Origin of the sequence: uncultured Alcanivorax sp. (genome assembly GCF_947258575.1) — a bacterium.
GTDB lineage: Bacteria > Pseudomonadota > Gammaproteobacteria > Pseudomonadales > Alcanivoracaceae > Alcanivorax.
Window position 1 is genome coordinate 113,232 of sequence record NZ_CAMYIV010000010.1, and the last position, 21,574, is coordinate 134,805.

The window sequence follows — 21,574 nt, forward strand, 5'->3', positions numbered from 1 at the left end:
GCCTCCAGGGGCACTGACCCTCATGAGCGCCAGCATCCGCTGATGCCGCGCTTGTTATGCTTACAAACTACACTCACACAGTTACAAATTGAATACTGTTCAGATCAGCTTTTACGATTGCAGACGACGATCCGCACTAATGCAGGAGAGACAGGAAGAAGGGGAAGCGAGGAGGGCAAAAACAAAAAAGGGGCCAGACGGCCCCTTTTTCGTTTTCGTTACGGCAAAACGACGCTGTATCAGACGTCCAGATTGGAGACCTGAAGTGCATTGGACTCGATAAACTTGCGACGCGGATCCACATCATCACCCATCAGGCAGGTAAAGATCTGGTCTGCTGCGATGGCGTCCTCGATGGTGACCTGCAGCATACGCCGGCTTTCCGGGTCCATGGTGGTTTCCCACAGCTGCTCTGCATTCATTTCCCCCAACCCTTTGTAGCGCTGGAAGCTGGTGCCACGGCGAGCCTGAATCATCAACCACTCCAGGGCGTCGGCGAAGTGCCGGATGGGGCGCTGCGTTTCGCCACGCTGGATATAGGCATCCGCGGCCAGCAGGCCTTCCAGGGTTTCCCCCAGTGCCTTGATCTTCTGATAATCCGGCGACTGCAGGAAATCCAGAGTCACGCGGTATTCGCGAGGTACACCGTGAGCGAGTACTTGCACACGCGGCAGGTACAGGCCACGCTCCTCGTCTCGAGCGGCGGTGATGGTAAAGGTCTGGGTGGCATCGGTGATCGCATCTACCCGTTTGCCAAGCACCTGGCACCAGTCTTCCATGCCCGCCTGATCCTTCAAGCCTTCTTCGCTGACCGAAGGCATGTAAATCATCTGCTCCAGCACTTCCTTGGGGAAAACCCGCGACTGACGGTCGACAATCTTCATGACGTTGCGGTATTCCGCAATCAGGTTGGCCAGGGGCTCTCCACTGATTGGCGGCGCATCATCACCCGGATACAGGGCGGTTTTTTCCAGAGCCAGGGTGGTCAGGTACTCCTCCATGGCCGGATCATCCTTCAGATAGGTCTCCTGCTTGCCTTTCTTCACCTTGTAGAGCGGCGGCTGGGCAATGTAGATATAGCCCCGCTCAATCAGCTCGGGCATCTGGCGGAAGAAGAACGTCAGCAGCAGGGTGCGGATGTGAGAGCCATCCACGTCCGCATCGGTCATGATGATGATGCGGTGATAGCGGAGCTTTTCAATATTGTATTCGTCGCGGCCGATCCCACAGCCAAGGGCGGTAATCAACGTGCCTACTTCCTGGGAAGAAAGCATCTTGTCGAAGCGGGCCTTTTCCACGTTGAGGATCTTGCCCTTCAGCGGCAGGATCGCCTGATTCTTGCGGTCGCGCCCCTGTTTGGCAGAGCCCCCCGCAGAATCACCCTCCACAATATACAGTTCGGAGAGGGCAGGGTCTTTCTGCTGGCAGTCCGCCAGCTTGCCGGGCAGGCCGGCAATATCCAGCGCGCCTTTACGACGGGTCATTTCCCGGGCCTTGCGCGCCGCATCCCGGGCACGGGCCGCATCGATGATCTTCGAGGAAATGGCCTTGGCTTCCTGGGGGTTTTCCAACAGGTAGTCCTGGAACAACTCACCCATGGTCTGCTCGACCGCACTTTTCACTTCGGAAGACACCAGCTTGTCTTTGGTCTGGCTGGAGAACTTGGGATCTGGCACCTTCACGGAAATCACCGCGGTCAGACCTTCACGGGCATCATCGCCGGTGGGGTTGGCCTTCTCTTTCTTGAGCAGACCTTCCTTTTCCATATAGCTGTTCAGGGTGCGGGTGAGGGCAGCGCGGAAGCCGGCCAGGTGGGTACCACCATCCCGCTGGGGAATATTATTGGTAAAGCAGAACAGATTTTCCTGGTAGGAATCATTCCACTGCATGGCTACTTCCACAGCAATGCCGTCTTCTTCGCGGTCAAACTGGAAGTGGAATACCTGGTTCAGGGGCGTCTTGTTTTCGTTCAGGTAGCTGACGAAGGCGCTCAGGCCGCCGTCATACTCGAACACATCCTCTTCACCATTACGCTCATCCAGCAGGTGGATACGCACCCCGGAGTTCAGGAAGCTCAGTTCCCGCAAGCGCTTGGCCAGAATGTCGTAGTGAAACTTGATATTGGTAAACGTTTCCGGAGAAGGGCGGAAATGAATGGCTGTGCCGCTGCTGTCAGTATTACCGACCACTTCCAGAGGCATAGCCGGTACACCGTGGCGGTAGACCTGCTCGTGGACCTGGCCGTTACGACGAATCGTCAGCTTCAGCTCTTCGGAAAGGGCATTCACAACAGACACCCCCACACCATGGAGGCCGCCGGACACCTTGTAGCTGTTGTCGTCGAATTTACCCCCGGCATGGAGCACGGTCATGATCACTTCGGCGGCGGACATGCCTTCTTCTTCGTGCATGTCCACGGGAATACCCCGACCATCGTCCTGGACGGACACGGATTCATCCGGGTGGATAACCACCTTGATCTCGGAACAGTGGCCAGCCAACGCCTCGTCGATGGAGTTATCCACCACCTCGAAGACCATATGGTGCAGGCCAGTGCCATCATCCGTGTCCCCGATGTACATGCCAGGGCGCTTGCGAACGGCGTCCAACCCTTTCAGCACCTTGATGCTGGATGAATCGTAATTTTTCTCCGCCATGGTATTTCCTTATTCACTCCCGGTGAGGGGCCGAAGTTGGCCATGTTCCACGTGGAACATTTTGCTCTCGATCGCCCGTAACGCTTTATTCTGCTGCACCACAGCCTCCCATTGGGGCTGATCCAGTGCGGTAATCAGGGTCTGGTGGCCAGTGGAAGCCAGATACCCCAGCATCTGATTACGGTGTTCTTCGTCCAGCTCAGCAGCCAGATCATCCACCAGCAGGGTACAAACTTTCCCTGCCTGACTGATCAACGGCAACTGAGCCAGCACCAGACCATAGGCAACCAGCTTGGCCTGGCCCCGGGAAAGGCGATCTCGCGCCACCACTCCCCGGGTTTCGATACGAATATCGCTGCGGTGATACCCTGCCTGACTGAACCCACGTCGGATATCATCAGGACGGAGGCGAGCCAGGGCATCCTCATAGCTCTCGTCTTTTTGTAGTCCCGTCTGTAGATGCACCCGGATTTTCAACTCCGGTGCCAGATGAGACAACACCGTATCCAGCCCTGACTGCAGGGCTTGCAGATAGCTACGACGCAACCCTTCGATTCTATCAGAAGTCTGCGCCAGTTGCTGGTCCCAAAACCCCAGTTCACGGGGGTTCGGACGCCCGGTGCGGAGCAGGGCGTTCCGTTGCTTCAGGGCCGCGGACGCGGTGCGCCATACCGGCATAAATTCATGTTCCACGTGGAACATTCCCCAGTCCATAAACCGCCGGCGCAGGGCTGAGGCCCCGAACACCAGCTCCACCGACGTGGGGTGCAGGGCCAGAACAGGGAGAAGACCAGCCACCTCGCTCAACGCCCTGGGGGTTTCCCCATTTAGCTTGATGGCATCAATCCCCCCCGGGTTACGGCGCACCCCCAGCCGGTGGCTCTTTTCGCCCACCTCTACTTCGGCATACAGGGTTGCCGCGGAGGCACCGTCGCGAACCAGCCGCGACAGTCTGCCACCACGAAACGAGCGCCCCCCGCTGCCAATGAAATAGATGGCCTCCAGCAGGCTGGTCTTGCCGCTGCCGTTGTCACCAAGAATCACATTAAGGGAAGGGGAGAGGGCAATATCCAGCTGACGGTAATTGCGAAAATCTCCGAGCTGGAGACGACTCAACATAGAAAGGAATCCACCCACACCAACCAGGGAAGCCGCCACAGCGGCAAGAAATGACTGCACCGATTGTAGCTCAGGGAGAGGGCAGGGGCGATGATGCTAAAACCTGTTTCCACCACAGAGGGCACAGCGTTCACTGAGAAAAACCCATTTTCGACCAAGAGGGTGGCGAAAGATCTTCACCTCTGTGTGCTCTGTGCCCTCTATGGTAAGACGCTTTTACAGAAGCAGATGAGGCCGGGCAAAAAAATACCCGGCGCGGTGGCCGGGTATTGGGGGAGGAGCAAGGGCTGTGGATCACAGCCGCATGGGCATGACCACATACAGGGCCGCTTTGCTCTCCGGGTCCAGCACCAGGGCGCTGCTGTTGCTGTCACCCATTTCCAGCTCCGCCTGAGTGCCGGCCATGGTGTTGAGCACATCCAGCAGGTAGCTCACGTTGAAGCCGATCTCCAGGGGCTGACCATTGAAATCCACGGATACTTCTTCTTCCGCTTCTTCCTGCTCCGGGTTGTTGGCTACGATACGCAGGCTGCCTTCAGACAGCTGCACCCGCACACCCCGGTATTTTTCATTGGACAGGATCGCCACCCGAGCCAGAGCCTGGCGCAGGGTTTCCCGGTCGGCGATGATGGTGCGCGAGCCTTCCTTGGGAATCACCCGGTCATACTCGGGGAACTTGCCATCGACCAACTTGGAGGTGAACGTAATCGCCCCCACCACAATACGGACATGATTGCGGCCCACGGTCAGGCGGGCATTTTCGCCAGCATCACCCAGGATGCGGGACAGCTCCATCACCCCTTTACGCGGCAGGATCACCGACGCTTCTTCCACCGGCACATCCAGCTCCGCATCGCACAGGGCAAGGCGGTGACCATCGGTAGCCACGGCGCGCAGACGGCCTGGCTTGAGCTCGAACAACATGCCGTTGAGGTAATAGCGCACGTCCTGCTGGGCCATGGAAAACGCAGTACGATCGATCAGGCTGCGCAACACGCCTGGCTGGATATCCAGACTGGAGCCGGCAGCATCTTCTTCCAGATTGGGAAACTCGGACGCGGGCAGGGTGGAGAGGGTGAAACGGCTGCGACCGGAACGAACCAGCATGCGCTCGCCATCCACCTCGAAACGGATGTCGGCTTCCGCCGGCAGGCTCTTGGCAATGTCCACCAGCTTGCGGGCCGGCACCGTGGTTTCCCCAGCCTGATGCTCCCCCTCCAGGGGCAGGCGAGCCACCAGCTCCAGCTCCAGATCGGTGCCTGTCATGGAAAGCTGACCATCTCCCACTTCCAGCAGGACATTGGACAGCACCGGCAAGGTTTGCCGTTTTTCCACCACTGCAGCCACCTGTTGCAGGGGCTTGAGCAGTTGTTCTCTATTGATTGAGAATTTCATCGCGCTTTCCCGTTCTGGTTATTTGGGCCAGAGGCTCCCGGGCCCTTCCTTTACATATGGATGCTCAGAACCGGCCACCAGGCCGGGCTTCCCCGTCAGGACGTCAACGTCCGTAACAGGCTCTGGTAATCTTCCTCGATTTCCGGATTGGATTCCCGCAGCTGCAATACCTTACGACAGGCATGCAACACGGTGGTGTGATCACGGCCACCAAAATTTTCACCGATCTCCGGCAGGCTGTGGCTGGTCAGTTCCTTGGACAACGCCATGGCCACCTGCCGCGGTCTCGCCACCGAACGGGTCCGACGTGGAGAGAGCAGGTCATTGATCTTGATCTTGTAGTACTCGGCCACCACACGCTGAATATTGTCGATGCTGATTTGCCGCGCCTGCAGAGCAATCAGATCCTTCAGCGCTTCCTTGATCAGGCCGATATCGATCTGGGCACCGGTGAAACGCACATGAGCGATCACCCGGCGCAGCGCCCCCTCCAGTTCCCGTACATTAGAACGGATTCGTTGCGCAATAAAGAAGGCCGCGTCATTGGGCAGATCCACCTTGGCTTCTTCCGCCTTCTTTTTCAGGATCGCGACCCGGGTTTCCAGCTCCGGCGGTTCCATGGGCTGGGACAACCCCCAGCCGAACCGACTCTTGAGCCGCTCTTCGAGACCATCCACTTCCTTGGGAAACTTGTCGCAGGTAAGGATGATCTGCTGACCATTTTCCAGAAGGGCATTGAAGGTATGAAAGAACTCTTCCTGGGACTGCTCTTTGCCTGCAAAGAATTGAATATCATCAATCAGTAGCGCATCTACCGAACGATAGAAGCGCTTGAACTCGTTGATGGTCTTGTTGCGCAGGGCAGAGATCATGTCCGCCACAAAACGCTCACTGTGCAGATAGACCACCTTGGCATTGGGGTTGCGTCGCAGCAACTCGTTGCCCACTGCGTGCATCAAGTGGGTCTTACCCAGGCCCACGCCCCCGTACAACAGCAGGGGGTTGTAGCCATGACTGGCCGGGTTCTCCGCCACCTGTTGGGCCGCTGCCGCCGCCATGCGATTGGACTTGCCTTCGACAAAGGTAGCAAAGGTGAACCCGGTGTTGAGGTTGCTGCGATGTTTGCGGGCGCCTCCCAGCTCCGTAGGCTGCGGTTTGCTCTCTGCCAGCTCCGGTGTGCGCATATGACCAGAAGATGGCGTAGCGGGGCTGGCAGGGGCAGGGGATGACGACTGGGCAGACGGAGTGGGCATCCGGCTGGACCCCACCTCCAACCGTAACTGGGGCAGGGCGCCACTTTGCAGCTCGCCCAGCACCTCGCCGATACGGTCCATGTACTTGTCACGAACCCAGTCAACCACAAACCGATTGGGTGCAAACAGCGTCAGCTCGGCGCCATCCGCAGATGCAGCCACCTGTAATGGCCGTATCCACATATTGTACTGCTGTGACGGCAACTCATCCTCGAGTCGAGTCAGGCAGCGTTGCCAGAGCTCTTCAGACACGCACACGCCTTATTATCCTGGAACGATACCGTCCTTTCCTCTTCCACTGAGACGGGAAGAGGAAGAACACAGGGCCCGACCGCGACAGAAATCACAGTCCAGCGGCACTCTTGAGCCCTGAATCGTCTTTTATGAACTGAATGAAAATTCGGTCAATGAACCGGAATCGAGCCCGTCATTCTACCCCCTCCGAGCGATAACTATCCACAGGGCAGTCAGGATTTTTCCGGCTTTATTTCTGTGGATAACTAGGGCCATAACCCTGTGCGGGAATGCAGGTACAACCCGGTGGACAATTGGAGGGACAACTTATACCCACATTTAATGACAGGTCGTCCCCCGCTCGTCCCCAGTACTTACACACAATGGTACGCAAGTTATCAACGACGCAAACTAATGATATAAATAGCCTTTTCGCGCTTATCCACAAAAAGTGCCTTCCCCTATAATAACTACTACTACTAAAAAACATTTAAATATTTAAGTTCTATTAACAGTTCTCTCCAGCAGGTCTTGAACTTGTCTGAAAAGCCGATTGACAGGGGATTTCGCTTTCCCTAGACTTGCCGGCCTTCCAATTGCTGTCTCATTCCATGGGGAAGACACCATGAAACGCACATTTCAGCCCAGCGTACTCAAGCGCAAACGTGCCCACGGTTTCCGTGCTCGCATGGCGACCAAAAACGGTCGCAAAATCCTGGCCGCTCGTCGTGCCAAGGGTCGTAAGCGGTTGGCTGCCTGAGCCAACCGTCTTACTCTGCCCTCCTGGCTGAGGTAACAGTGCCAACAACCCAGGCTTTTACCCGCCAGCACAGACTTCTCACCGGACCCCAATATCAGACCGTATTCGACCACTCCAAATGGAAAGTGGGCAATGCGGCGTTTCTGTTGTTGGCTTGTCCCAACCAGCAGGCTCTGCCCCGGTTGGGATTGGTGATTGGTCGCAAGCGTGCCAAACGTGCCGTCGACCGTGGCTGCGTCAAACGCAGAGCGCGGGAACAGTTCCGATTGCGGCAGGATCAGCTGGCAGGTCTGGACATTATTTTGCTGGTTCGAGGACGTGTGGATCATCCTGACCCGGCAGAAGTCACCGACCAGCTTGGCAAGCTATTCGACAAGCTGCTTGCTAAGTGCGGGCAAGCTTGAGAAACTGCGGCCCGTTTTTCTCGCCACAGAATAGTCTGTTATGGAAATCCAGCGCGCCCTTGTAATCACCGGCATTGCCATCGTTTCCTACCTGATGATTCAGGCCTGGCAACAGGATTATGCCAACCCGACCCAGCCAGCCCCCGTTGAGGAGGTTGCGCAGAGCGCGCAAGGCAATGGCGACGGACTCGACCTGCCTTCCCCCCAGGCAGATGATGTGGATAACGGTATTCCCTCTGCACAGTCAGAGCGGGTTGATGCCCCTTCTGCCGAATCCACTGAAACTACAGCCCGCCAGGAACGCATTCGGGTCAATACCGATGTGTTGCGCGTGGAGATCGATCCTCAGGGCGGCGATATCGTTCGTCTGGCGCTGCCTGAGTTCCCCCATCATGTGGATACCCCGGACCAGCCCTTCGTGCTGCTCGAACAGGATGCAAGCCGCACCTATGTGGCTCAGAGTGGCCTGATTGGCAAGAACGGCACAGATTCCAGCGCTGGCCGTCCACTATGGAGTGCTGCCCAGCAGAGCTACCAACTGGATGACGGCACCCAGGAACTGAACGTGGATCTGACCTTGCGTCAGGACAATGGCGCCGAGCTGGTCAAGCGTTTCACCTTCGAACGCGGCAGCTACCTGGTACGTGTCAGCCATATTGTTCGTAACCAGGGCAGCAGCGAGTGGTCCGGTGCCTTGTATGGCCAGATCAAGCGTGATGGCAGCGAAGATCCTGGTCTGTCCAACAGTGGCTTTATCCCCATGCCCACCTATCTGGGTGGCGCCTACTGGGACAGCGAAAAGCCTTACAACAAACTCGATTTTGAAGACATGTCAGAAAACCCGCTGGACCTGACCGTCCAAGGCGGCTGGCTGGCCATGGCGCAGCACTATTTCGTGTCAGCCTGGGTGCCTGATGCCCAGCAAAAGAACCATTACTCCAGCGTTCACCTGGAAAAACGCGGTCAGTACCTGCTTCGCTTTGTGTCCCCCACCATCAAGGTGGCGCCGGGCGAAGAGAAGGTGCTCTACGCCGAGTTCTATGCCGGGCCCAAGCAGCAGGACAAGCTGGAGGCGATTAGCCCCGGTCTGAATATGACTGTGGATTACGGTTGGTTGTGGTTTATCTCCCAGCCGATCTTCGCCCTGCTGGTATTCCTGCAAAGTGGTGAAGTGTCCGTGTTCGGCATGGATATCGACATTGGCATGGGCGTCGGTAACTGGGGTGTTGCCATTATCCTCCTCACGCTCATTATCAAGGCGATCTTCTTCAAGCTCAGTGCCACCAGCTATCGCTCCATGGCGAAAATGCGCAAGGTGGCGCCGGAAATGCAGCGCATCAAGGAGCAGAACAAGAACGACAAGCAGAAAGCGCAAATGGAAACCATGAAGTTGTTCCAGCGCGAAAAGATCAACCCGCTGGGTGGTTGTCTGCCCATGCTGGTTCAGATGCCAGTGTTTATCGCTCTTTACTATGTGTTGCTGGAATCCGTGGAGCTGCGTCAGGCACCGTTCTTCCTGTGGATCAACGATCTGTCAGTAATGGATCCGTACTTCGTCCTGCCAATCCTGATGGGCGCCTCCATGTTCCTGCAGACCCGCCTCAATCCCACCCCGGCCGACCCCATGCAGGCCCAGGTGATGAAGTGGATGCCGGTGGTGTTCTCCGTATTCATGCTGTGGTTCCCGGCGGGTCTGGTGCTGTACTGGCTGACCAACAACATTCTCTCCATTGCCCAGCAGTGGGTGATCACCCGCAAGATCGAAAACGAGGGATAACGGGCTCGCCCCGCTGTTCTTTGCAAACCGGCCGGGATTTCCCGGCCGGTTTTGTTTTATGCTGATGCTCCCGTTACGGCCTTCCAGAATCACTCCATGTCGAATACTGCCCAGGACACCATTGTTGCGATTGCCACTGCGCCCGGCCGGGGTGGGGTTGGCGTGGTGCGTCTGTCAGGGCCTAACGCCGAAAACATCGCAGGCAACATTGTTGGTGGTCGCACACTGACGCCGCGAATGGCGCATTTCGCCAAATTCAGGGATGGCAAGGGCGACGTTATTGATGAAGGACTGGTGATTGCCTTTCCCGCCCCTCATTCCTTTACCGGCGAAGATGTGGTGGAGCTACAGGGCCACGGCGGCCCGGTGATCCTGGATATGCTGGTGGCTGCCTGCATTGCCGCCGGCGCCCGCCAGGCCCGGGCCGGGGAGTTTTCCCAGCGGGCATTCCTTAACGACAAGATGGATCTGACCCAGGCCGAGGCCATTGCGGACCTGATTGACGCGGGCACCAGCGCCTCTGCGCGGGCTGCTCTGCATTCCCTTCAAGGGGTATTCTCTGACCAGGTGAATCGTCTGGTGGAGGCATTGATCGGATTGCGCATCTATGTAGAAGCAGCAATCGACTTCCCGGAGGAGGAGATCGACTTTCTTTCCGATGGCAAGGTGGCTGGCGATCTGCATGACGTGCGCGAGCAGTGCCTGCGGGTGCTGGAGGAGGCCAACCAGGGCCGCCTGGTCCGGGAAGGCATGACCCTGGTGATCGCCGGCAAACCCAACGCCGGCAAGTCTTCCCTGATGAATGCCCTGGCCGGTTTCGATGCTGCCATCGTCACGGATATCGCCGGCACCACCCGGGATGTGCTGCGCGAATCTATCCAGCTCGATGGCATGCCGCTTAACCTGATCGACACCGCCGGCCTGCGTGACAGCGCTGACGTGGTGGAGCAGGAAGGGATTCGCCGCGCCTACGCGGAAATGAGAAAAGCGGACCGTTTGCTGGTCATGGTGGATTCCCGCGAGGGTGAAGTTAATCCACAAGATATCCACAGCTTGCTGCCGCAGAGTCAGCAACAACTGGAGAATCTGGATCTGCCGGTTACCGTGGTGCTCAACAAGGCCGATTTGTCCGGCATGGCCACCGGCCCCCGTGATGACGGCAGCTTCGTGATCTCTGCCACCACCGCTGAAGGGCTCTCTGATCTGCGCGATCACCTGAAAGACGCTGCGGGGTTTAAAGGGATGGGCCAGGGCGAAGGGCAGAGCCGCTTCTCCGCCCGCCGCCGCCACATCACTGCCCTGGAGCAGGCCCTGGCCGCCCTGGACAAGGGCGAGCAGCAATTGCACGGTCACGCTGCTGGCGAATTGCTGGCAGAAGACCTGCGCGCCGCCCAGAAAGCCCTGGAAGAAATCACCGGTGCCTTTACTGCCGATGATCTGCTGGGGCGTATTTTTTCCTCCTTCTGTATTGGTAAATAAAAGAGCGCTATCTCTGCCATGGAGTCAGGCGCAGTGCTCTCCGCCTACAATAGTTACCCACAGCCTTTCTGGTTGACCCAATATCCTCCATTTCTGACCAAACCGCTCATCGCATAAAAAAGCGGCGAAGCCCTTTCAAATCAAAAGCCTACCTGTACGGTAAACACATTGTTTTATTTTGAGCATTGAGTTGCATATTGGTTGCGTTAGTTTCGTATGACCGAGCAGTCACAAAAATGAATGGCTGTACATAAAACAATAACAACGCAATGAGGTGAGCATGCTCACCAGACTCAATGACAGAACCTGCATCAGGTTATCCCGTGTTTTGATGGTTGTGCTCGCGGCTGCCCCGATGCCAGGGATGTCTGCACTGCAATCCCTGGATGAAGAAAGCCTGTCTCAGGTGACCGGCACCGGGCTGGCTATCGGCTTTGAGGATTTCCGCTGGCTGATCAAGCCCACCAGTTATTTCGAGCAGGTGGGGTCAGATCCGGTAGGCAGCACCACGCTGCAACGGGGGGATCTGCGCTGGTATGGCGTGAACATTTCCGGTGCGGGTACCGGTGGATTTCACTGGGATGAAACTGGCGGCAATTTCGGCACGTCCTGTGATGCCTCAAGCCTCGGCTGCCCCAGAGGAGGGTTAATCAGTGACTTTGCACCCCATGATAACCCTTACCTGTTACGCGCATTTTCACCCAGGGGAGTCAGCTACGATGGCAACGTCCTCAACAGTGATCCCAATAACCCGGACAGCACCATCTATGAATATCTGGCGCCCAGTGCCCAGCCGGATTACACCTTTTCCTTCTGGGGAGAACTGGAAGTAGGTCGCTCCGGCAATAATGACAACCTGGCCGTGGGTACCGGGGATTTGTTGAAAACCCAGACCATCATTCGCGGTAATGCGGCCAATTCAGCCTTCCGTCTTTTCCAGTTTACCCAACCGGGTAACGAAACCTTCGCCATCCTTTACCACAGTCGCCTGCAGGGAGACTTCCGGTTTTCTGCGGCACAGCATGATGGTCCGGGCGCTAGCGATGTGGTGGGGCAACCGGTCAGGTTTGATGCCCTTGAAGGTCTGCATTTCAAAAATGTGGATGCCTATGTTCCGCTGGGACAGCTTTACTATCAGGCGCTGACCCTGGATACGGTGCCGTCCCAGGATGGGAATTTCATTCTGGAAATTCCCCGTCTTCCCGATGTTCCTACCCATACAGCGGTTCATGATCATTTCTATTCTCTGGCAGTACCGGACAGTGCCGATGCCGGCTATATCACTGCCCGGGCAGCGTTATTGAGCAATACGCCTGGCGCAACGCCTTCTCATGCGGTGGATGATTCGTATTTTGTCACCCATGGCTATTCACGTTGGGGAGACTGGTATCCCTGTCGAGGGGTTGGATGTCCACCGATATCGACAACGGTTACTCCCAATCGCAATGCCTATAACGACACCGATGACGGCATCTTCTTTCGCAAGTGTGAAAGCTGTGATGACTTCGATGCGTTCGCTTACATGATCACGGCGGTGGATGTTCGGCCTGGACAGGATCAGTACTCCTGCCCGGGGGGAAGTAATTGTGGTGATTATGCCCCGCGTGGAGGCACCGGAAGTGTTGCGGATCGCTACTATCGTCAGGCGGTTAATTGTACCGCCAATAACGGGAGTGATTACCAGTGTGGCTACGGCGGCAGCTACAACATCAGTGCCGGGTCTGATTACACGACGGTGAACAAGATTAACCCATCAACGCTATTGGGAGTTCCCGGCACCAACACTCTTCCCGTTATTCGTACTGGAGCTGCAAACCTTGGGGATGCCAGAGCGGAAGGTTTACAGGTGAATTACATGAAATTTACCAGCTATGGTGCGGGGAACTAGGCAATTTTCATGAAAAATAAAATAAAAAAAATATCAGCCGCGATCATGTTGTTCCTGGTTTCATCTTGCTACGCGTTCAATGCTGGAGGGATGAGTCCACTTGATGAGGATCAGATGAGAGCTGTTACGGGTCAGGGGCTGATCGTTTCCGACAAAATATCGGGCAGCGCATTATCCAATCCCAATGCCTACTCAACACCCTTTGAGTTCTATCGGATTGGTCTGGACGGTGAGCTTCAGTTGAATCTTAACGTTTCAAAGTTACAGCTTGGCTGTGGTGGGATTAACGACCACCTTTCTGGTCATGCAGGTTGTGATATCGATATTGATTACCTGAGCCTGATGGGAAGAAACGGCACCGATATCGGCGATCCAGGAAGCCCTTTTACACTGGACAGGCCTTATATCGAGTTCGCGGTTAAGAATGATGACTCAACGACATTACGCGAGATTGCCGGGATAAAAATTGGCGCGCAATCCGCAGATGGGGCAATCAGTGCAGGGCGGCGGTATTACACGAATAATGCTGTGAATCAGGAAAACACAGCGTTTGCCACTACCTGTAATACCGGTGCGGTGACAGGCTCTGGCGTTGTGGGATGCCATTCCGGGATAAACAGCGTCAGCGGTTTTCTGGGCTCCGAACTGTCACTGACCATGGATATTGAGGCCAGATTGCTGAGTATCTTTACTATAAGAGCAACCGGTTGTACGGGAAGGACCAGCATTGGACATGATGACTGCGGTAATAATCTTGCTGATGCACTCTTTGTCGATATCGCCGGCACCAGAATGCAGACGCTTGGCTTGCAAGCTGCGGAACTGAAAACCAACAATCTCGAGTTCCTGGGGGGAAGTTGTGGTTTTTTTAACCCCCTTGCCTGTGCCGCGGAAGCAGTAATGGATACGGTTTTTGCAAGCCTCAATACCGACCTTCGTAACGTTCATAAACTGACCTTTGAAGATACCTCGGATTTCTTTCTTTCCTTCCAGAGAGAGCCTATTGCCTACCCGCGTTACAGCAAACTGACGCCGACGGCAGAGTTACCTCCTGGCGCCTTTGATATCTGTGCCACCAGTAATGCCACTCCCCGTTGCTCAAGCGGCTATGCGGTTCCGGCCAATACCGGTTGGTGGCTCAATGCCCCTTCCGTGAAACTGCTGGATGTTTACAACCCCAATGCAGATCTAGGCAACCGCGGCATTGATGAGGCTATTGCATTGCTCGGTGCGCCGGGGTTGTTGCTGGAACACCCGGAGTTTGATCTGGCGCCGAAACAAAACTGCTACGGCAGCACCCTGTTCTGCTGAGAGAGGGAAATATGTCTGGATACGGTATGCCTTCGAAATACATTCCTGTTCTGTTGGTGCCGTTGTGGTTGCTGCTAAGCGTTTTCTATCCGCAAATCGGGAAAACCGACTCCATGGTTCCCTTGGAAGATAATGAACTGCAACTTGTCACTGGGGGTGATGCGATTCAGATAACTCTGCGATTGCGAAACAACGTTGGGGAGAACAATACGCCCGATATCGGTTGTAACGGCACCCCGGACCCCTGTCGTCTGGGGTTGGAGTTTGTGGCCAGGGAAGGGAACTGGCTGGTGCTGAAGGAATTCTATGGCAGCCTGGCCATTGAAGATGTCCGGCTGGAAGGGGCCTATCTGAGTAATAGCGGTTCCAGCTACCGGGACCTGAGTCGTTTTGAAGATGCTGACGGTAACTGCCTGCTTTCCCCCTGTAACCCGGATGGCCTTCCGGCAATTCAGATGGATTATCCGTTTGCGAAAGGGCCGGGGGAATACCAGGACATGCATACCTTTCTGAATATCGGACGCATGGCTGTGGAAGTGGACGATGGCGCTACGCCCGGTTTCATGCTGGACAACAATCCTGGTAGTGCACTGGCGTTTAGAATGAGTGATTCGGCGAGCGCCAACGGCGACATGCAGATGCGGTTTGACGGGAGGGCGTTTTTGTATGGTTTCTGATAACCGTCTTCTGTTGGTCATGACACTATTACTTCTTTCTGCTGCGCTCACTGCCATGACGCCTATCGATGACACTGGCCTGGCCAATATCCGTGGCCAGGACGGTCTCACCGTCAACCTGGAAAACAGTGGCGTCATCCAGGCCCAACAGCTGAACTGGATAACCGATAGTGGTAACGCCCCATTCGGATCTTGCAGTGGCGGTGTGACGGACCAACATGCCTGCACGCAACTGAATGGCCTCACCCTGCAGGGCGACGGCAATCCTCTGAGTGCACAGCTGCAGCTGGATGTAGGCAGTGATGGCACTGTTCCTCTAGTGGCATTGCAGTATGGCTGGCAGCCCTCCTTGTTCACCCTGGACGGGATGACCTTGCAAACCGGGACCAACCCCGCTTATGCAGGGCACTCGCTGGGCCAGGTCGGGTTGTATTCGCAAGGCAACCTGGCGCTGGTGAACCGGGGGCTTTTCAGCGCGAATAGCCAGCACGCCAATCTGGATTTTTCCATGACCGGTGACTGGATATACCGCCAGGGCGAGGCAGGCAGTGCCGAGATGAGCATTGGCAATCTGATGATACAGAACCGTTTTACCAACGGCCCGGCCGGGGGGCATGCGCCCGCCACTGGCATCATCGGTATCGACAGCAATGGCTTGCTGCTGGAAGCGGATCACACCTATACCGCGCTGGAATTCGACCTGATGTACAAGGCGGCGCCGACAAATTTTGATCGAACGGATCGTCAGCCCCTGCTTTACGGCGCCTGGCTAGGTGGCCTGAAAGACGCCCGTGTGCGGGTGTCTGCCGGTGGGGTCGGCTATGGCTATGACGGTACAGCGCCGAATGGCAACTGGGATTATGCCGGAAGCAATACGCCACGCTCAGAGGGCCTGATGATTCAGAGCCAGTGGGACTACGACACGGATTTCCAGCTTCGCCTGGGCCATGCGGACGGGGATCGTACCCGCATGGAGCTGGTGAATTGGCGCCGACTGGGGAATAGCCCCGGCCCCATGTTCGCCGTGGATGCGATTCTGGATGTGGTGCAGAACAACACCGGCCCGGCAGGCCTGTGCTTTGGGGGGGGCTTTACCAGCGGCCAGCCGGATAGTGGTTTGTGTACCAGTGCGGGGGGCGGGTTTCATCCCACCCGGGTCGCCCCCGGTGAATCGGCGTTTGCCGTCCTGCTGCGCAATGGCCACCTGCATGCCTACAGTGAACAGTTGACTGTCACCAATCCCACCAGCGACTGGTCAGATAGCTATGACTGGGGCGTTGTCCTCACCCTGGGCAAGCTCGATGCCGATATCCTGGCTTACCCGCAAGGGCCCACCGGCAATGTGGGGCTGCGGGCAGACGCTACCGTGATGGTGCAGTCGCCAGGATTCTGGGACGCGGCCAATAGCGCAGACCCGTTGGTGCGTGCGGCGGCGGCGAATAACTGGCAGACCCACTCCCATTTCCTGTTCGCCAATACCAGCAGCGAGGTGGCCGTGGGTTTGATGAATAACGATCTACTCTGGAAAGCCCGGGATCTTTATTTAACGCTGGGAGAAACAGATACCGCCTTTCCGGACCTTGCGTCAGGAATCATGTTGCGCACCGATACCCTGTCGCACTATCAGGTGCGGGGTCTGCTCGGGGCGGGCAATCTCAGTGACCTTGGCGGGTCCACCGCCAAGGTGGCGCTGTGGGATTTCAATTTGTCCGCGGACCAGTTTCGTTTCGTACTCTACCCGGCCACTGCCGATGGTCTGGCAACCCTGGGGTTTGATGGTTATATGAACCTGGACGGCAATGCGTACCTGTCACTGGCAGAGGTATCCAGCCCTCAGTCAGCGTTCCGGCTATCCAATGTCAGCGGTAGCATCGGCTGGCGAAACGGCAACGTGGTGTTGAAATCCGGCGATCAGAACAGTGACGGCTTGCCCAGCCTGACCATCGAAAATGAACTGTTGCTGGGGCAGAGTGCCGACTTTGGTCAAAGCGGCGGTGGCAACCCGCTGGTGGGGCAGGTGGGATTCGGTGATCAGCAGTATGGTCGCATCGCCTTGCCCGGCGGCACCTGGCACAGTGAAATCATTGCCAAGGTACCGCCGCCTTAGTTGTCTGGCGCCAACACAAAATGCTCGATTCCCTGATTCAGAAACCGGATCAGCATGCGGTAACTGTCCAGATCGAAACTGGCATCTGTATCCGGCATCACCGCCGCCGTTTCCGGCTCACGCTGCACGGTGGTGAGATGACACCACTGATCAATCAGATGGTAGTCCGTTTGTTGCCCGTTCTCCTCACGGATCACCAGCACCCCTGTATAGGGCCAGGCCTGGATATGCTGATCTTCCAGAGTCGCCCGTAACCGCTGATCATGACTTTCCACCGTTTCCTTGCCGCAACAGGCTCCCCGGCACCGGCCCAGCTGGTGCGCAAAACAGGCGCCCTTGCCGCTGCCTTCCAGGCCACAGATCCGCGGGCAAAGTCCGGCATCGCGCACCTTGCTGTCGAGCATGGCTTTTGCCTGCCGTGGGCTGCGAAACAGGCCATAGCTGTCCTGGTGCCAGCCGTCGTTGTTTGCCAGCGGCCGATATAACACCGGAACCAGAAAACCACGAGCATCGGTTTCCAGTCGCCAGGTATGCAGCTGGCGATACCGGCGCTGGCGGCGGTTGAAGATCGGTTGGCGTTGCTTTATCTCCCGGTTTTCCAGCAGCAGGGCGCCCAGTTCGCCGGCGGTGACCTGATGCTCGATACGGCGGGTCAGGTAGCACAGCCGGCCTTCCTTCTTATCCCGATGCCGGGCAGAAAAATGGCTTTTTGCCCGTTGCCGCAGGTTGATGCTTTTACCCACATAGAGCAGCTCGTCCTGCTCGCCGAAAAACCGGTAAATACCGGGGAGGGCGGGCAGGTCAGCAAACAGGGTTGGATCGACCGGGGAGCGCTGGGAATCTGGGACCATACCGGTAGTGTCCATGGCGAAACGCCATGATGTGGTGAAGGCGAGATGGATGATCTGATATTTTTCCCGTGCCATGATGAAGAAAATGCATTGCCAGGAGGCAACCATGAGCGGCCACGACACCGACACCCGTATCGAAACCGATTCCCTGGGCGAGGTGCAGGTACCCAAAGCCGCTCGCTGGGGCGCGCAGACTCAGCGAGCAGTGGATAATTTCCCCATCAGCGGCCGCCCGTTACCGGAGCGTTTCATTCTGGCAGTGGTGCGCATCAAGCGCTGCGCAGCGGAAGCCAATCTCAAGCTGGAACAATTGCCGGCGGACAAGCAGGCCGCCATCGTCGGTGCCTGCAATGATCTGCTCGCCGGCCACCATCTGGACCAGTTTCCGGTGGATATTTTCCAGACCGGTTCCGGTACCAGCACCAACATGAACGTGAACGAGGTGATTGCCCACCTGTGCGCCGACGCCGGTGTCGAGATTCATCCCAATGATGATGTGAATCTGGGGCAGAGCAGTAACGACACCATTCCCACTGCCATTCATGTGTCGTCCGTGCTGGCCGTCACCGAGCAATTGCTCCCCGGTCTGGAGCACCTGATCGCGACTCTGGGGCTGCGTGCCCGTGAAGGTCGCGAGCTGGTGAAAACCGGCCGCACCCATCTGATGGATGCCATGCCGGTGACCGTAGAGCAGGAACTGCAGACCTGGGTGCTGCAATTACAGGATGCCAGCAGCCGGCTGGCCCGGGCCCGGGACGAACTGCTGGCCATTCCCCAGGGCGGTACGGCGGTGGGCAGTGGTATCAATGCCCCCCCGGATTTTGCGACCAGCTTTGCGGAGCAACTGGCGGACGAAACCGGGCTGGCCTTCAGGCCCATGCCGCACCCCTTTGTGGCCCAGAGTGCGCTGGATGCACCGCTCAATCTGTCCGCGGCCCTGCGCGGGCTGGCGGTGGTGCTGATGAAGATCAGCAACGACCTGCGCTGGATGAACTCAGGCCCCATCCATGGCCTGGGCGAGCTGCAGCTGCCGGCCACCCAGCCTGGTTCCTCGATCATGCCCGGCAAGGTGAACCCGGTGATCTGCGAATCGGTGACCATGGTGGCGGCCCAGGTGATGGGGCTGGACCAGGCCAATGCGGTGGCGGCCCAGAGCGGCAACTTCCAGCTCAATGTGATGCTGCCGCTGGTAGCCAGCAACCTGCTGGACATGACCGCCTGGCTGGCCAACAGCTGCCGTAATCTGGCCGACCGGGCGATTACCGACATGACCTTCAATGAAGACCGTCTGGCCGAGGGCGTGGGCAAGAACCCGATTCTGGTCACCGCTCTGAATCCGGTGATCGGCTATGAGAAGGCGGCGAAGATTGCCAAGGAGGCCTTCGCCAGCGGCCGGCCGGTGATCGACGTGGCCGAAGAGCAATCAGACCTGTCTCGGGCCGAGCTGGAAAAACTGCTGGACCCGAAAACCCTGACGCGCCCCTGAATCCGTAGGGTGCAGTTCGCCTTAGGCTTAGTGCACCCTACGCACAGCTTTTCGCTCCTCGTGACTCGCTTCTCGCAACTCGCGCTAGACACAGCGTCTACACCGGGTAGTATTTTGTTACCTCGGGCGCAGCTGAACGGATGACCCGTGCGGGGGACTGTGTCAGTCTTGAACGCCTTACATACTCACAGGTATGGGCGCCTTGCCCCGCCCATATCGCCAGAATAACAAGGTAACGGAGCCACTATGAGCAGTAACCTCACCATCCAGCGCAGCCCTTCCGCCGTGGAGCCGCCGCTGGTGATCAACCGTATTCTCGAAGCGGGCGTGCAAAAGGCGCCGGCACAGACCATCACCTACGGTGACCGGGATTTCACCTACCGGGAATTTGAAGAGCGGGTACACCGTCTGGCCGGTGCCCTGGCCGCCCAGGGCATCAAGCCCGGCGACACCGTGGCAGTGATGGACTGGGACACCAACCGTTACCTTGAAGCCTTCTTCGCCATCCCCATGATGGGGGCGGTGCTGCACACCGTGAACGTGCGCCTGAGCCCGGAACAGGTGCTCTACACCATCAACCACGCCGAGGATGATGCCATCCTGGTGAACAGCGAATTCCTGCCGATCCTGGAAGCCATCAAGGATCGCATCGAGCCGGTGAAGACCTACATCCTGCTCGACGACGATGGCGTAAAAAGCAGCGATGCGCTGCCCCTGGCTGGCGAATACGAAGAGCTGCTGGCCAAGGCGCCGGCCCGCTTCGACTTCCCGGAGCTGGACGAAAACACCCGTGCCACCACCTTCTACACCACCGGCACCACCGGCCTGCCCAAGGGCGTGTACTTCTCTCACCGTCAGCTGGTGCTGCACACCTTTGCCGGCCGCTCCTCCATGGCCGGTGTGGGCCAGGGACGTTTCAACGAAGACGACGTCTACATGCCGATCACCCCCATGTTCCACGTACATGCCTGGGGCATTCCCTACATGGCCACCCTGATGGGCGTGCAGCAGGTGTACCCGGGTCGCTACGAGCCGGCCTCCCTGCTCAAATTGCTGGTCACCAAGAAGGTCACCTTCTCCCACTGCGTGCCCACCATCATCCAGATGTTGTTGCAGGCGGAAGCGGCCAAGAGCATCGACCTGAGCGGCTGGAAAGTGATCATTGGTGGTTCCGCTTTGCCCAAGGCCCTGGCCATGGGCGCCCTGGAGCGCGGCATCGACATCTACACCGGCTACGGCATGAGCGAAACCTGCCCGCTGCTGACCCTGGCGCAACTGACCCCGGAACTGGAAAAGGCCGACCTGGAAACCCAGGCGGACTATCGCACCCGCACCGGTCGCCCGGTGGCCATGGTGCAGCTGCGTATCGTCGATGCGGAAATGAACGACGTGCCCCACGACGGCAAGAGCCAGGGCGAAGTGGTAGTCCGTGCCCCCTGGCTGACTCAGGGCTATCTCCACGACAAGGAAAAATCCGAAGAGCTGTGGGCCGGCGGCTGGCTGCACACCGGCGACGTGGCGGTGATGAGCGAAGACGGCTGGCTGAAGATCGTCGACCGCATCAAGGATGTGATCAAGACCGGCGGCGAATGGGTCTCCTCCATCGACCTGGAAGGCATGATCCTGCAGCACGCGGGTGTGGGTGAATGTGCCGTGGTCGGTGTGCCCGACGAAAAGTGGGGCGAGCGCCCGGTGGCCCTGGTGGTCAAGAATGGCGAGGCGGACGAAGAGGGCATCAAGGCCCTGATGGCCGACTATGCCGACAAGGGCATCATCAGCCGTTACGGTATCCCCGACCGCGTCATCTTCGTGGATGAGCTGCCGCGCACCTCCGTGGGCAAGCTGGACAAGAAGAAGATGCGCGCCGAAATGGTGTAATGCCTCCACGGCGTCACACTACCGAGAAGCCCGCCACCCGGCGGGCTTTTTATTGGTGAACCAAGCAGACGCTGAATCAAAAGCCTTTTCAGCACAGAGGGCACAGAGCACACCGAGGCAAAGAAGGTTTATCGTGGCGTAGAGTGAAAAATGGCTGCTGTGCCAACTTGCTGGCGATGGTGGTTGTGGTGCAGTTCGCCTTGAGCTCAGTGCACCCTACGCAATCTGTGGTGGTGGGCAGGGATTCAGATTGCAGCTGCTGTCATCCGCCAGGCGAGCAAATTTGCGATAAACAAAA

Annotated in this window: 15 protein-coding genes; 10 read left to right on the forward strand and 5 right to left on the reverse strand. The window is 57.5% G+C overall.

All coding sequences use genetic code 11. The features are described 5' to 3' along the window. Positions 1 to 239 precede the first annotated feature (239 nt). The 4 genes from gyrB to dnaA form a co-directional block, all read right to left on the reverse strand. Positions 240 to 2,657 (reverse strand): DNA topoisomerase (ATP-hydrolyzing) subunit B, encoded by a 2,418-nt coding sequence (gene gyrB, locus Q0Y02_RS10335; RefSeq protein WP_297767670.1) that lies wholly within the window; start codon positions 2,655 to 2,657, stop codon positions 240 to 242. A 9-nt stretch (positions 2,658 to 2,666) separates the two neighbouring features. Next, a complete protein-coding gene (gene recF / locus Q0Y02_RS10340) occupies positions 2,667 to 3,776 on the reverse strand; it encodes a DNA replication/repair protein RecF (RefSeq protein ID WP_297767672.1) in 1,110 nt (369 codons plus the stop codon). Between the two features lie 294 nt (positions 3,777 to 4,070). Then, positions 4,071 to 5,171 carry a DNA polymerase III subunit beta gene (dnaN, locus tag Q0Y02_RS10345; RefSeq protein WP_035245693.1) on the reverse strand — a complete coding sequence of 367 codons (1,101 nt, stop codon included), beginning with the start codon at positions 5,169 to 5,171 and terminating at the stop codon, positions 4,071 to 4,073. Between the two features lie 95 nt (positions 5,172 to 5,266). Then, a complete protein-coding gene (dnaA, locus tag Q0Y02_RS10350; RefSeq protein ID WP_297767676.1) occupies positions 5,267 to 6,676 on the reverse strand; it encodes a chromosomal replication initiator protein DnaA in 1,410 nt (469 codons plus the stop codon). Positions 6,677 to 7,283: 607 nt separating this feature from the next. Here dnaA and rpmH point away from each other — a divergent pair. The 8 genes from rpmH to Q0Y02_RS10390 all read left to right on the forward strand — a co-directional run bounded on the left by rpmH (position 7,284) and on the right by Q0Y02_RS10390 (position 17,061). Beyond that, positions 7,284 to 7,418 (forward strand): 50S ribosomal protein L34, encoded by a 135-nt coding sequence (rpmH, locus tag Q0Y02_RS10355; protein ID WP_011590025.1) that lies wholly within the window; start codon positions 7,284 to 7,286, stop codon positions 7,416 to 7,418. A gap of 38 nt (positions 7,419 to 7,456) precedes the next feature. Beyond that, positions 7,457 to 7,822: a ribonuclease P protein component gene (rnpA, locus tag Q0Y02_RS10360; RefSeq protein ID WP_297767679.1), complete on the forward strand. Its 366-nt coding sequence runs from the start codon at positions 7,457 to 7,459 to the stop codon at positions 7,820 to 7,822. 40 nt (positions 7,823 to 7,862) lie between these two features. After that, on the forward strand, positions 7,863 to 9,599 hold the full coding sequence (gene yidC, locus Q0Y02_RS10365; RefSeq protein WP_297767682.1) for a membrane protein insertase YidC: 1,737 nt from the start codon (positions 7,863 to 7,865) through the stop codon (positions 9,597 to 9,599). Between the two features lie 96 nt (positions 9,600 to 9,695). Then, positions 9,696 to 11,078: a tRNA uridine-5-carboxymethylaminomethyl(34) synthesis GTPase MnmE gene (mnmE, locus tag Q0Y02_RS10370; RefSeq protein ID WP_297767685.1), complete on the forward strand. Its 1,383-nt coding sequence runs from the start codon at positions 9,696 to 9,698 to the stop codon at positions 11,076 to 11,078. 364 nt (positions 11,079 to 11,442) lie between these two features. Further along, positions 11,443 to 12,966 carry a hypothetical protein gene (locus Q0Y02_RS10375; RefSeq protein WP_297767688.1) on the forward strand — a complete coding sequence of 508 codons (1,524 nt, stop codon included), beginning with the start codon at positions 11,443 to 11,445 and terminating at the stop codon, positions 12,964 to 12,966. A 9-nt stretch (positions 12,967 to 12,975) separates the two neighbouring features. Continuing rightward, a complete protein-coding gene (locus Q0Y02_RS10380; RefSeq protein WP_297767690.1) occupies positions 12,976 to 14,277 on the forward strand; it encodes a hypothetical protein in 1,302 nt (433 codons plus the stop codon). A 26-nt stretch (positions 14,278 to 14,303) separates the two neighbouring features. Then, complete coding sequence (locus tag Q0Y02_RS10385) at positions 14,304 to 14,954, forward strand: hypothetical protein (protein WP_297767693.1); 651 nt, start codon at positions 14,304 to 14,306, stop codon at positions 14,952 to 14,954. Beyond that, positions 14,944 to 17,061 carry a DUF6160 family protein gene (locus Q0Y02_RS10390; protein WP_366516916.1) on the forward strand — a complete coding sequence of 706 codons (2,118 nt, stop codon included), beginning with the start codon at positions 14,944 to 14,946 and terminating at the stop codon, positions 17,059 to 17,061. The genes Q0Y02_RS10385 and Q0Y02_RS10390 overlap by 11 nt, the downstream gene beginning before the upstream one ends. Here the strand turns inward: Q0Y02_RS10390 and Q0Y02_RS10395 are convergent. Beyond that, the gene (locus tag Q0Y02_RS10395) at positions 17,058 to 17,987 is read right to left on the reverse strand and encodes a GIY-YIG nuclease family protein (protein WP_297767698.1); all 930 of its coding nucleotides are present in this window, start codon (positions 17,985 to 17,987) and stop codon (positions 17,058 to 17,060) included. The genes Q0Y02_RS10390 and Q0Y02_RS10395 overlap by 4 nt on opposite strands. A gap of 31 nt (positions 17,988 to 18,018) precedes the next feature. Here Q0Y02_RS10395 and Q0Y02_RS10400 point away from each other — a divergent pair, with 31 nt between their 5' ends. Together Q0Y02_RS10400 and Q0Y02_RS10405 are read left to right on the forward strand one after the other, a co-directional pair. Beyond that, a complete protein-coding gene (locus Q0Y02_RS10400; protein WP_297767701.1) occupies positions 18,019 to 19,398 on the forward strand; it encodes a class II fumarate hydratase in 1,380 nt (459 codons plus the stop codon). 246 nt (positions 19,399 to 19,644) lie between these two features. Beyond that, positions 19,645 to 21,276: a fatty acid--CoA ligase gene (locus tag Q0Y02_RS10405; RefSeq protein WP_297767704.1), complete on the forward strand. Its 1,632-nt coding sequence runs from the start codon at positions 19,645 to 19,647 to the stop codon at positions 21,274 to 21,276. Positions 21,277 to 21,574 lie beyond the last annotated feature (298 nt).